This window comes from Ruegeria sp. BI7, assembly GCF_056537925.1.
The window spans coordinates 184,710-197,863 of the sequence record NZ_JBQFSK010000006.1; the positions used below are offsets into that span (position 1 = coordinate 184,710).

At 57.8% G+C, this 13,154-nt stretch carries 11 protein-coding genes; 6 read left to right on the top strand and 5 right to left on the bottom strand.

All coding sequences use genetic code 11. From position 1 onward, the window contains the following. The first annotated feature begins 61 nt into the window (after positions 1-61). Entirely contained in the window at positions 62-1,168 is a 1,107-nt protein-coding gene (locus ACR0JB_RS15225; RefSeq protein WP_480790049.1) for an alkene reductase, read from the top strand. A 465-nt stretch (positions 1,169-1,633) separates the two neighbouring features. On the opposite strand, the gene ACR0JB_RS15230 is transcribed toward ACR0JB_RS15225, so the two are convergent. The 5 genes from ACR0JB_RS15230 to ACR0JB_RS15250 all read right to left on the bottom strand — a co-directional run bounded on the left by ACR0JB_RS15230 (position 1,634) and on the right by ACR0JB_RS15250 (position 6,993). Beyond that, positions 1,634-3,184, bottom strand: a complete 1,551-nt coding sequence (locus ACR0JB_RS15230) for a polyamine aminopropyltransferase (protein ID WP_170399944.1) — start codon at positions 3,182-3,184, stop codon at positions 1,634-1,636. Positions 3,185-3,261: 77 nt separating this feature from the next. Next, positions 3,262-3,849, bottom strand: a complete 588-nt coding sequence (locus ACR0JB_RS15235) for a hypothetical protein (RefSeq protein WP_170399946.1) — start codon at positions 3,847-3,849, stop codon at positions 3,262-3,264. 29 nt (positions 3,850-3,878) lie between these two features. Further along, the gene (locus ACR0JB_RS15240) at positions 3,879-5,072 is read right to left on the bottom strand and encodes a GNAT family N-acetyltransferase (RefSeq protein WP_170399948.1); all 1,194 of its coding nucleotides are present in this window, start codon (positions 5,070-5,072) and stop codon (positions 3,879-3,881) included. A gap of 106 nt (positions 5,073-5,178) precedes the next feature. Next, positions 5,179-5,568, bottom strand: a complete 390-nt coding sequence (gene speD / locus ACR0JB_RS15245) for an adenosylmethionine decarboxylase (RefSeq protein WP_170352021.1) — start codon at positions 5,566-5,568, stop codon at positions 5,179-5,181. Positions 5,569-5,784: 216 nt separating this feature from the next. Further along, positions 5,785-6,993 (bottom strand): oxidoreductase, encoded by a 1,209-nt coding sequence (locus ACR0JB_RS15250; RefSeq protein ID WP_170399950.1) that lies wholly within the window; start codon positions 6,991-6,993, stop codon positions 5,785-5,787. A 100-nt stretch (positions 6,994-7,093) separates the two neighbouring features. Here ACR0JB_RS15250 and ACR0JB_RS15255 point away from each other — a divergent pair, with 100 nt between their 5' ends. The 5 genes from ACR0JB_RS15255 (at position 7,094) to ACR0JB_RS15275 (ending at position 13,145) form a co-directional block, all read left to right on the top strand. Next, positions 7,094-8,002 (top strand): LysR family transcriptional regulator, encoded by a 909-nt coding sequence (locus tag ACR0JB_RS15255; RefSeq protein ID WP_170379613.1) that lies wholly within the window; start codon positions 7,094-7,096, stop codon positions 8,000-8,002. 155 nt (positions 8,003-8,157) lie between these two features. Further along, entirely contained in the window at positions 8,158-9,210 is a 1,053-nt protein-coding gene (nadA, locus tag ACR0JB_RS15260; protein ID WP_170352018.1) for a quinolinate synthase NadA, read from the top strand. Between the two features lie 8 nt (positions 9,211-9,218). Continuing rightward, a complete protein-coding gene (locus ACR0JB_RS15265; protein ID WP_170507809.1) occupies positions 9,219-10,784 on the top strand; it encodes an L-aspartate oxidase in 1,566 nt (521 codons plus the stop codon). After that, positions 10,781-11,629, top strand: a complete 849-nt coding sequence (nadC, locus tag ACR0JB_RS15270) for a carboxylating nicotinate-nucleotide diphosphorylase (RefSeq protein ID WP_170399954.1) — start codon at positions 10,781-10,783, stop codon at positions 11,627-11,629. The genes ACR0JB_RS15265 and nadC overlap by 4 nt, the downstream gene beginning before the upstream one ends. 271 nt (positions 11,630-11,900) lie before the next feature. Beyond that, entirely contained in the window at positions 11,901-13,145 is a 1,245-nt protein-coding gene (locus ACR0JB_RS15275; protein ID WP_170399956.1) for a molybdopterin molybdotransferase MoeA, read from the top strand. The last annotated feature ends 9 nt before the right edge of the window (positions 13,146-13,154 follow it).

Sequence of the window (13,154 nt, forward strand, 5' to 3'; positions counted from 1 at the left end):
TAATATTGGACTGATTGGTCCAATAATATCTGAACGAAGTTTACCAAAGAAGGAAGCAGCAATGGCTGATGAAAAACTGTTCTCCGGCATCAAAGCTGGTGCAATCGAGCTGAAAAACCGCATTGTCATGGCGCCATTGACCCGCAACCGGGCAAGAGCCGAGGATGACAGTGTCCATGAATTGCAGGCCAAGTACTACGCCCAGCGGGCGGGTGCAGGTCTGATCATCACGGAGGCTTCGCAAATCTCGCCCCAAGGCAAGGGCTATGCCTGGACGCCCGGCATTTATTCCGAAACGCAGATCGACGGCTGGAAAAAAGTGACTGAGGCCGTCCATGCCAAGGACGGGAAGATTGTAATCCAGCTTTGGCATGTGGGCCGGATTTCGCATTACAGCTTGCAGCAGGATGGTGGCGCCCCTGTTGCACCATCCGCAATTGGAGCTAAGGCCAAGACGTTTGATGGTGAGCAGTTTGTTGAAACATCTGAACCGCGGGCTCTGGCCATCGAAGAAATTGCGAACATTGTTTCCGACTACCGGAGGGCCGCGGAAAACGCCAAAGAGGCTGGTTTCGACGGTGTCGAGGTCCACGCAGCCAATGGATATCTGATCGATCAGTTCCTGCGGGACGAGTCCAACAGGCGTGAAGACGAATACGGCGGTCCTGTCGAGAACAGAGCGCGATTCCTGAAGGAAGTCATGGACGTGGTTGTCGACGTGTGGGGCGCCGACCGCGTTGGTGTTCGCCTCAGCCCGTTCTCGGACGCCAACAACATCTCCGACAGCGACCCGCAGGCGACGTTCTCCCATGCGATCAAATTGTTGAATAGCTATGGGTTGGCCTATCTCCATCTCGTGGAAGGACAGACCGGCGGCCCGCGCGATATTCCTGAAGGTGGCGATCTAAAGGCGCTCTATGAATTGTTTGACGGTGCGAAAATGGGCAACAACGCTTATGATCGCGAAATGGCGATTGAATCGGTTGAGACCGGTGCCGTCGATCTGGTGGCTTTTGGCCGACCGTTCATTTCCAACCCGGATCTTGTCAGTCGGCTGGAAAAAGACGCCTCGCTGAATGAGCTAGATGCAACTACCCTCTACGGCGGTAACGAAAAAGGATACACCGATTACCCGGCACTGGAAGAGGAAGCGGTTGCCGCAGAGTGATACATCGCTCTTAAATCCGAAGTGACAAGCAAAACCAAGCAAAGTGAGCGCGTCGGTTTGAACGCGCTCACCTAGCAGTTACGGAAATGCCCATTCTTGAAGCGAGGATCTATCACTAGCCTGCGAATGAACTGCTTCCCTATGATCAGGGTTGAATATTTCCAATCAGAATGCACTCTTGATTGAAAAGCACCCGGTTTTAGTTGAAGAAGATGTGCGGTGACTACTATCAATTGAGCGCGTTTCTTGAACCGCGCAATGCTATGGGCAAATCGTGCAAACTTATGCGCAAATGGCGCGCAATATTATGGGCGAAGGTTTTCAATTTTTGTGAGTAAAATCAATGGCGGGGATGCAGCATTATGAGCGCCCCTACAGCATCTCTGACGATGCAGACCTTTTTCGATAGTGTCCGCTTGTTAGACCTGATCTGAGAGGTGGACGACATTCAACTGGCGTCCAGGCTCAATAGCCGGAAACGTCGCGGGCGTATTCCTGGTAGATGCCGGGGTCAAAGATGGAATTCACTGCAAGCTCGCGTCTGGGCAACATGTCGCTGGGAAACACCTGCGCGGCCAGAAAAACCTCAGGCGTTATGAACCTCAGACCCTTGGGCAGATCCCCCAGCGTAGACGCGGGTTCATTGGTCGCAAGGTTGTAACCCCAAACCCCGAAAGAAGGGATCGACATCTGATAGTTCACCACCTGCGGGAACATCTCGGACAGGGTTTCCGATATCGTCCAATAGGTATGGGGGGAAAAGAAAGGTGAGCTGCTTTGTGTCACCAGAACGCCGTTTTGGGACAGAATGCCCTGAACCATGGCGTAGAACTCGACCGAATACAGTTTTGACAGCGCCTCACTATGAGGATCGGGAAAGTCGATGATGATCCGGTCATAGATCTGATCGGTGGATTTGACATAGTTGAAAGCGTCGGTGTTGTGAACGTTTAGTATGGACGCCTCCATGCTGTTGTCATTCAGACGTGCGACGGGGGCCAGATTGCGCCCCAGGTCGGTCATCGCTGGGTCAAGATCGACCAGATCGATACGCTCAACGCTGGGGTGTTTCAGGATTTCACGTACGGCCAGACCGTCGCCACCGCCAAGCACCAGAACCGACTTTGGGGTGCTATCCCCCCAGGACAAGGCGGGGTGGACCAACGCTTCGTGATAGCGATATTCGTCGGTTTCAGCGAATTGCAGATGGCCATCAATGTACAGGCGCACGTCGTTTTTTTGCCAAGTATTGGTAACGACCAACGACTGATACTGGGACTGTTTGCGCCAGACGATGCGATCAAAATACAGATGATCCTGCGCAAATGCAGTGATGCGCCCGGCCACCAGGGTCAGGGCGAACAACAAAACTATGGTACCAATGGCACAGGCCAGCATCCGTTTGGGCGCATCCAACTGGTCGCGCAGACACAGGACGCTGAGCAGGCCAACCATGGCATTGGTCAGACCGATAGCGAAAGAGGATGAAATCAGCCCAAGCGACGGCAGCAACAGAATGGGAAACAGAACCGATCCCCCAAGCGCACCGATATAGTCTAGTGACAGCACATCAGCGATGGATTCCCGCGTTGTACTGCTTTCCGACAATACGCGCATCAGCAGCGGTATTTCCAACCCGACCAGAAATCCGATGGCCGAGATGAAGGTGAACATACCCACCGTGTAAAACCAGGGCGCATAAGGAAAAAGCATGAACAGCGACACGCTGCACAGACCACCGATCAGCGCCAGGATCAGTTCAACCCAAATGAACGTCTGGATCAGGTTGCCGTGGAAAAAACGGGACACATAGGACCCCACGCCCATGGCAAACATGAAAAACCCGATCGTAAGTGAGAACTGATAGACCGAGTTTCCCAGCAGATAGCTGGACACCGTACCGATGATCAATTCGTAGACAATGCCACAAAGGGCAACAACAAGGATTGCGCCAAGAAGAACCATTGCCTGCCGCCGGGGCAGCGCCGTGTAACGCGGTGTCAGAGTATCAGTCATTTCAAAATCCGAAAACGGGAAGACCCGGCACTGATAACGCGCCGGGTCTGAGTGGGGTTTGGTGTAGTCGCGGCGTCTTATTTACCGGCGCGCAAACCGCCCGAGCGGGCGCTGCGCGGGGCCGAGTAGCTGTTGCGCGGTGTCACTGACCGGTTGTTGAAGCTGGACGCGGTAATGCCGGCCGAGCGTTGGCGGCTGATCAGGTTGCCGATCAGAGCCCCCGCCAGGAATCCCGCCCCCGAGAACCGCAAGCCCGCGGATTGGCCGGTGGTGTCGGTGGCGATCAGGCGGTTGTTGGCCTCGTCAATCTCGATTGTGAAAATCTCACCCTCGCTCGAGTCGCGCGTGCCATTTGCGTTCGGATCGACAAAACCCGAGAATTTGGCGTCAGACAGAACCTCCATGCCAAGCGGTTCGTCATAAAAGCGCGGGTCCGAGTTCATGACCTGAGCCAGGTATCCGGTGAACTCATCCACCTGCTCGTCAGATGCTTCGGCGATGCTGTTGGCTTCCAGGTATTCCTGATACTGGTTGATCGCGAATTCGGTCCGGTCCAGAACCTGCCCGAGATCGGCGGTTTGCTCGGACTTCGAGCTAAAAAACATCGAATAGGCCACAAAGCCCACAACGCCAACAATGGCTATCGTCTTAATGTTTCCAAACATAACTTCTCCTATTGATTTGAGACTGTGATTCAGGTTTCGCCAAGGTTGCTGCTCCACCAGACCTGATGCAGGTCTTTGCCGTAGAACTCTTTAAGCTCGCCGCATTTTTTCAGGCCATTGGCCTGCAGTTCTGTTGCGTTGGCGTTGGACAGGTCGGACGGGATGGCCAGAACGGCCATGCGATAACTTTGCGCGCGCGCCAACGAAAGCTGTTGATCCAGCCCGCTCAGCCCGCTGCTGGTTTCGCACCAGCGCAGGCTGGCAACGTCGTCCGTTTCGGCGGCTTTGTGAATGTCGGTGAAGCTCAGGCCAGTGGTTGGCGATGGCTCTGCCGCCTGTATGTCGGGCGCTTCGGGATTGTCCAATCCATAGATGATCTTGGCTTCGCGTGGGCCGTGATACCCGGGTACCGTCAGTTCGACTTCGGCTCCGAATTCCTCATACAGTTTATGCGCCGCGGCATAGAGCTTTTTGCCAAACTCTTCATAGTCGCTGGTTTCGATGAAAATCTTGCGGACATGCATCTGGGCCAGTTTGCCAAGCAGGTCGTTCAGCATCTGGCTTCCCAGCCCCTTGCCCGCATGCGCCTGATCCAGATAAGTCCAGGACAGCCAGGCGATGTCCGGCGCGTCTTCGTCGAGGCAATAACCGATCAGCCCCAGCACCTCGCCGCGGTCCTGCAGGACGAACATGTTGTCCGTTCCTTCATGCACGAACTTGTTTTCGGCTTCGTCGGCATCATCTTCGTCGGTTTGGGCGATGATTTGGACAGCCGGGGATACATGCCGCCATTCCATGGGTTTAAGGGTTGGCCCTTTTGAGCCGAACAGGGCGCTAAACATGGCGAGTCCTCCTCCGATCAAGGCGGATGTGCTGTGGGTGAAAACGGCAATCTGAGGGCGCAGAAACAACAGCTCGGCGATAAGGACAAAGACAATCAGCGCCAGCATCCAACTGCGTCGCCCCGGTGTGCTTGTGGCAATCACTCCATAGGAAACCAAGCCATAGGCGACACTGGACAGCCCCACAAAGCCGGGTCCGGCCAATGCGAATTCTGTTGTCGTTCCGGCAACGGCGCAAAGGATAACAAGCCCTGCGGTTCGGGCGCTGCCCAAGTGCGGTTCGCTGAGGTTGCCGCCAACAAGGATCAGCAGGCAATTGAGCGTCAGATGGTTCAGGTTGCCATGTCGGATCGAAAACAACAGATGATCGGGCAGCGTCACAATGGGTCCGGAATGCCGAACCGGACCCCACAGCGCATAAACGATTATCGCGCATAGTATGAGACTTATCGTGACCGGGCATCTGCGCAGTTCCTTCATCCGACCTTTAGCAGCCCGCCGCCGCAAGCCGGTGTCTGCTCTGTCCGATCAGACCGCGCTTGATGGATTGCACATCGACGCGCTGGGGGCGGAAATAGGACTTCAAAACCTCTAAGCTGCGCTGTGGTTCTGCGTCACCGCACATAAAGATATCGATGGCGGCATATCCGTGTTCGGGCCAGGTGTGGACCGAGATGTGCGACTCGGCCAAAAGTGCCATGCCTGTGAAACCTGCCCGTTGTCCGAAATCGCGCATGTTGATCCCAAGAACCTGAGCATTGGCAGCAATTGCCGCGCGTCTCAGGGTCTCTTCTGCTGGGGAAGGATCGTATAGTGCGCTTGCATCGAAAAAATCTGCTATAAGGTGTAGGCCCAGAGAAGATGAGAACCCATCCATATGAAATCGAAACCTCAAATCCAAAAATTCTTTATCCTGACTATCCCTTTGATCTTGGTAGTCAATCTCAACTCAGGTTTATCTGAATTGGGTTGCTGGGCTGTGGCAAAAAAACACAACTCATGAGGGATTTGCGCTAAAATTTAATCAAGACCGCGACTGGTTCGGTTTTGGTGCTTTTGGGGGCAATTTCACATAACCTGCTGATCGGCTGTCTCAGGTTTGCTTTGACCTGGAATTAAACCGGTTCTGCCAGATCCTTGCGCGCTGTGCGTCGCGGTTTTCATATTCGGTGATGGCCTGGGCAATACCGCGATCCACCGATCCTTCCCGATCCGACCCGATATCCGTCATGCGCATGGTATACCACGCGGTCATCCCTCCGGGTGGAAGGGTGGTGAAGCGGGGGAAGGGGACCTCGTGTTGTCGCGCCTGCCACGTCCGGGGCAAAGCGGGATCAAGAACAAAGCCTCGTGCAATACCCACCGCATCCACATCCCCCGCCATAATCGCAGCTTCTGCCTCGTCACGGCGCTTGAATCCTCCGGTGGCCATAAGCGGGATCGCGGTTAGACCGCGCGCCGCACGAACGAAGTCGAGGAAATAGGGGCCTTTGGACGTACGATCAGAACTGGACGGAGCGCCCGGGAAATAAGTTCCGCCGCTGATGTCCAATAGATCAACACCTTTGCCTTCAAGCCCTGCAACCACCTTCAGCGCGTCTTGTTCTGAAAGACCGCCGTCCAGCTGATCGGTGGCGTTGAGTTTGACGGCAACTGTAAAATTGCGGGGCACCGCGGCACGAACGGCCTCGACCGTTTCGATCAGCAGGCGCATCCGCGCGTGGATTGCGCCGCCATAGGCATCCGTCCGGCGGTTGAAGAGGGGAGAGAGAAACTGGCTCAGAAGAAACCCATGCGCGGCATGGATCTGGACGCCCCCAAAACCAAGTTTGGCTGCAAGATGGGCAGTGCGTGCAAATTGATCCGGGATTGCTCTGATTTCGGGCAAAGACATGGCTTCGCTGCGAAAGTCTGGGAAGTCTATCGCACTTGGGCCTCTGGGCTGGCTGATCGGTAAATGGGCCAACGCCCCGGCATGGCCGAGTTGCAGCCAAAGCTGCGCGCCGTCGGCCGACCCGCGCCGGGCTAGATCGCTGAAGGCCGCCAAGTCAGCTTGTTCATCAAGCACTAAATTACCCGGCTTTTCGGGGAAATGAGGATCGCCTTGCACCTCGCCGATAATTGACGCGGCCACACCCCCTGTTGCCCAACGTTCATACAGACGCATCTGTGCAGCGGTTGGGTTGCCCCGACCGTCGGCCAGTGAATCCGACATGGCCGATTTGATGATCCTGTGCTTCAAAACACGCCCGTTCGGCAGTGTAAGCGGCGTGAAGAGAGAGATGTTCGAGGTGGCGGGCAAGGTGGTTCTCCATGGTTTTTGATCTCCACCTTAGATAATTTGGACAATCTCTTTTGATAATGTAGTGAATGGGATTAGTTTTTGATATTTTTTGGATCAAATGGCACAAAAGGCTGAACTGGAAATTCTTCTGGCCGTGGTTGATCACGGCAGTTTCTCGGCTGCGGCCCGCGCATTGGGATACACCCCGTCGGCCGTGGGCAAGCGGGTGTATCAGCTAGAGCAGAGGTTGCGGGTGCCGCTTCTCATACGCTCGACTCGGCGCATGACCTTGACCAAGGCGGGACAGCGATATGTAGAGGAAGCGCGCGAGATTCTCGCCCGCCTGACGGCACTGGAAGAGGACATTGCCGATGGTGCCGACAGCCTGCATGGAACGATCCGCCTGACAAGCTCGGCGGCTTTTGGTCAGCGACACGTGATCCCTCTGGTCATTGAATTCATGGATCTCAACCCCGAGGTCGAGATTGACATGCTGTTGACGGACAAGGTTGTTGATCTGGTCGGAGAAGGTTTTGATATCGCGATCCGCAGCGGCGTTTTGCCGGACTCATCGCTTGTGTCGCGGAAACTGATGAACAATCGGCGGATACCATGTGCAGCGCCCACCTATCTTGAGCGGCATGGCGAACCGCAGCAACCACAGGAATTGACCGCGCATAAATGTCTACGCCTGGGGCCGGAAAAACACCTGTCGGATTGGGGATTCACAGGAGCAGCGGGTCCCATATCGCGTCTTGGGCCGGGGTTTTCATGTAACAGCCTCGAAGCGCTCCATGCAGCGTGCTGCGCCGGGCGCGGCATTGCTTGGCTGCCGGAGTTTCTTGTCTCGAATGACTTGCGCACTGGTCGCTTGACCTCGGTTTTGCCCGATCATGCTGAACCGAATGCCGGTGGTGGGATCTTTATTTTACGCCCGGAAATGCCGTTTTTACCGCAGCGCGTGCGGGCCTTGATCGACTTTGTGGCCGACCATTTCTCGGGCAAGACCAGCCGCCGAGATGCTTGAGGTGCGGGCCGAGAAGGTCTGTTGCGCCTGAATTGATAAGATAGTTCCGCCAGAACTGGGAATATTGGAACATTCTTCTTTTAAGAGTGGTGGTAAATCCACGATAAACCCCATATTAAGTGCGTCACGAATCCATCAGGCAGAAAAACAGTCCCGTGTTCGACCTACCGGCGCAGCGTGCGCATCTCTCCGAAAAATATGATCTGACCCCATCGCCCGAGCTTGCCGCAAGCATGAGCGATATCTATGACCGCATGTCCCGCGTGGTTTCGCCCGTCGATTGGGCGATCTATGCACCCTATGTCAAGGCGATCAACGACCTGAAGGTCGAGCGCAACGCGGTCATTCTGGGCCATAACTACATGACGCCCGAAATTTACCATGGCATTTCGGATTTCGGTGGCGACAGCCTGCAACTGGCGATCAAAGCGACTGAGGTCGAGGCGGATGTGATTGTGCAATGCGGTGTGCATTTCATGGCCGAGACATCCAAGATCCTTAGCCCGGACAAGACGGTCCTGATGCCGGATATGGAGGCGGGATGCTCGCTGGCGGAATCGATCACCGCCGAAGGGATCGAGGAAATGCGCCGCCGGTATCCAGGTGCGCCGGTTGTGTCTTATGTGAACACCACGGCCGAGGTCAAAGCGGCGTCAGATATTTGTTGTACTTCGTCGAATGCCGCCCAGATTGTTGCGGCGCAAGACAGTCACACGGTCATCATGACGCCGGATCAGTATCTGGCGCAGAACGTGGCACGCGATGTGCCGCAGAAAAATGTGGTCTGGTGGGAAGGGTCATGCATCGTGCATGAACAATACAGCCCGCAAGATCTGCGCGATTTCCGGGAATGGAATCCGGGCACCCGCCTGATTGCGCACCCTGAATGCCCACCGGACGTTGTGGCCGAGGCAGATTTCTCGGGCTCCACCAGCGGTATCATCAAATACGTCTCGGACGAAAAGCCGGAAAAGGCGCTGCTGATTACCGAATGCTCGATGGCGTCGAATATTGCGGATTCACTGCCCGAGGTTGAGTTTGTCGGCCCCTGCAACATGTGCCCCTACATGAAGAAGATCACGCTGGAGAAGGTGCTGTTCGCGCTTGATACCATGACAGGGCAGGTCGAGGTTGACGCCGAAGTGGCGGACAAGGCCCGCCTGTCGGTGCAACGCATGATCGACTTGTCACGCCAGCTGGGTATTTGATCCGCGACATGCAGAGCGTTGAGACGCCGCGTGTGGTCATCATCGGCGCCGGGCTGGCGGCAGTCTATGCGGCCCTGAAGCTGGCCCCTTGCCCTGTGGTGATGATTTCGCCTGAACCACTTGGATCGGGTGCAAGCTCGGCCTGGGCACAAGGCGGCGTTGCCGCTGCCATGGCGCGGACGGACAGCCCCGAAGCGCACGCGGACGACACCATGCGCGCCGGGGCCGGGTCGGTCCTGCGCGAGGTGGCCGAGTTCGTCACCAATGCCGCACCGGAACATATTTATGATCTGTCCGACTTGGGCACCGGGTTTGATCGCACCGCCGATGGTGGGTTCGTGCAATCGCGCGAGGCCGCGCATTCCGCAGCCCGCGTGGTCCGCGTCAAGGGCGATCAGGCCGGAACCGAGATCATGCGTGCTCTGATCGAGGAGGTGCGCCGAACGCCGTCGATTCAAGTGATCGAGGGCGCGCAGGCCGTTGGGCTGGAAAGCGACGGTACACAAGTGACCGGCGTTTACCTGACCCGCGCCGATGCCGCCGATGCGCCGCCGATATTGCTGCGCGGATCAGCGCATGTTCTGGCCACGGGGGGATCCTCGGGCCTTTATGCCCAAACCACCAATCCTGCACGTATCCGCGGGCAGGGGATCGGCATGGCTGCTCGCGCAGGCGCGCGCATTGCAGATGCCGAATTCGTGCAGTTCCACCCCACCGCCATCGACGTGGGCGAAGACCCGACGCCATTGGCAACCGAGGCGCTTCGGGGCGACGGTGCCATCCTGATCGACAGCGCCGGCCACCGGTTTATGCCCGACATCCACCCTGACGCTGAACTGGCCCCCCGCGACACGGTTGCGCGCGCCGTTTACCTGCAGGCGCAGGCGGGCAAACGCCCGGCATTGGACACGCGCCAGGCCATCGGGGCCGAGATGGCTAGGCAATTCCCCTCGGTCACCGAGGCCTGTTTGCGCAACGGTGTCGATCCTGCGATCGACCCCATCCCCGTGACCGCTTCGGCGCATTATCACATGGGCGGGGTTGAGACCGATCTGGCCGGGCGTAGCTCATTAACAGGGTTGTGGGTGTGTGGCGAGGCAGCCTCGACTGGGTTGCATGGGGCGAACCGGCTGGCGTCGAACGGGTTGCTTGAGGCGCTGGTGTTTGCCCGCTCTTGCGCGCGCGACATTGCAACCGTTGTGAGTGCGCAGGACGCGGCTGAGGTGGACATTTGTTTTGCCGCCGGTGGTGAGCCGATCAATGAACGGGACGTGGCCGCCCTGCGCGAAACCATGACCGAACATGTGGGTGTGGTGCGCGATGGTACCGGTCTGCGCCAAGCGTTGACGAAAATCGGTGCGTTGGAATCCCGGCATGCGGTTTCTGACCTGTTTCTGAACATGACCGCCACCGCCACCCTGATCGCGGCTGCCGCGCTGCTGCGCGAAGAAAGTCGCGGTGCCCATTTCCGTTCCGATTTCCCTGATCTTACCCCCGGACCCGGCCAGCGCTCGGCCCTGACGCTGAGCGAGGCGCTTGCCCTGCGGGACCGTATTGCAAAGGACACAGTATGAATTACCCGGCTTTGCCCGACTTGATCCTTGAACCGATGGTACGGTCCGCGCTGATGGAGGATTTGGGTGCCAATGGCGACGTTACCACCCTGACCGTAATCCCTGCAGATGCCACCTATTCTGCCCGGCTGAACGCGCGCGAGGATGCGGTGGTCTCGGGTATGCAGGTGGCGGCGCTGGCGTTCCGTCTGGTCGACCCGACACTGCATGTCACCACCCACATCGCCGACGGCCAACGCTGCACAAAAGGTGATACGTTGATGGAAATTGAGGGCAGCGCCGCTTCGATCCTGTCGGGTGAGCGGGTGGCGCTGAACTATGCCGGGCGCATGGCCGGGGTGGCGACCGCGACGGCGGCGCTGGTGGCCGAGACCAAAGGCGCCAATGCTCGCATCACCTGCACCCGCAAGACCACGCCCGGCCTGCGTATTGTCGAAAAACAAGCGGTTCTGCATGGTGGCGGGTTCAATCACCGCTTTTCCCTGTCCGATGCGATCCTGATCAAGGACAACCACATCGCCGCTGCCGGTGGGGTACGCGCCGTGCTTGAGGCTACCAAGGCCCGCGCCTCGCACATGATGAAGGTCGAGATCGAAGTGGACACGCTGGACCAACTGGCCGAAGTGCTGGAGGTCGGCGGGGCCGATGTCGTGTTGCTGGACAACATGCCACCCGAGACATTGAAACAGGCGGTGGCACTGGTCGACGGCCGGATCGTGACCGAGGCATCGGGCAATATAAGCCGCGACACCGTGGCCGCCGTGGCGGCAACCGGCGTGGATTACATTTCATCCGGGGCGCTGACTCATTCCTATCGCACCATCGATATCGGGCTGGATTTCTGAACCAACTCAAACCCTCTCGCGGATGGAGGCCGCTCCGGTGCCATTCCCTCTGACCGCCCGCGAATAGTGATCGTGACCTATGTCAATGACGGCTCTGCGCCAGTGTTGTTCATTGGGGGCATATCGCTGGCCGGGCTGTGCAATCCTGATTGCCGTGCTCATGGACAGTTTGGGGGTGTGATGGCTGTCGACGGCCCAAGCTCCAACTAAGAAGAGGCTCGCGTTGAACGCGCTGGGTTGGAAGAGGTGTTTGACCGGTTGGAGGGCTCAAATGGCTGATGGATGTGGTTGCGACCAGCACGCTCGGATGTATCGGACGGTGACAGAGGCATTGGCTCGCGGACTGGCCGTTGCCGATCCGATTGCCAAGGCCGAAACCGTCTCCCTGATCGATGCGACGGGTCGGGTGTTGGCTGAGGATTGCACCAGCAAGGTGGACATGCCCGCCTTCGACAATTCCGCCATGGATGGCTATGCCGTCCGCACGGCTGATCTGGGCAAGGGTCCCGTGTTCACCCTGCCGGTGGCAGGACGTGTCGCCGCCGGGGACAGCGGTGCCCATGTTGCGCCAGCGGGTGCGGCCTTGCGCATTTTTACCGGTGCGCTGGTGCCCGCCGATTTCGACGCCGTGCTGATGCAGGAGGATTGCGAGGCCACTACCGGAGGTATCCGATTTACCCGCCGTCCCAAACCTGGCCAACATATCCGCCGCGCGGGGGAGGACTTGAAGGCCGGTGCCCCGATCCTGTCGCAAGGATGCGAGATCACCGCGCGCGAAGCTGCAGCACTGGCTTCGGCCGGGTATGGCGATGTGAATGTATTCCGGAAGCTGAAGGTCACCCTTTTTTCCACCGGCAATGAGCTGCAACAACCCGGTGAACCGCTGGGCCCGGGCCAGATTTACAACTCGAACCGCTATATGCTGCGGGCTTTGCTGAAAAAGCCGTGGATTGATCTGATGGATATAGGCCCGGTCGCAGATGACCCCGAGCGGCTGGAGCAGGTGTTGCGGCAGGCCTGCGATGATACCGATCTCATCGTCACAACGGGTGGTGTTTCGGTGGGAGATGAAGATCACATGCCGCGCCTGTTTGAAGCCATTGGCGGCCAGATTGACGTGATGAAGGTGGCCATGAAACCTGGTAAGCCGATCATGTTCGGTCGGCGCGGCGACGCGCTTTATGTCGGGCTGCCGGGCAATCCGGTTTCGGCCTTTGTGACATGGCAGATCATCGGGTCGCACATGATGGCGCGTCGGGCTGGTCTGCGTCCTACGCCGCCAACCCCGGAACAGGCGGTGCTGGCCGAACCGCTGCAGCGCCACGCAGGGCGTCAGGAATACCGTCCGGTCATGATCGACGGCACGACTTCCGACGGCGTTCCACGGCTGCGTTTGATGGCACCCTCATACAGCGGTCGGGTTGCGATGCTGGCCCAGGCGGATGGTCTTGCAGTCATCCCTGCGGAAACCGAAACGCTGCCACAGGGTCATAAGTTGCCGTTTCTTCGTTTTTGAAACAGATGC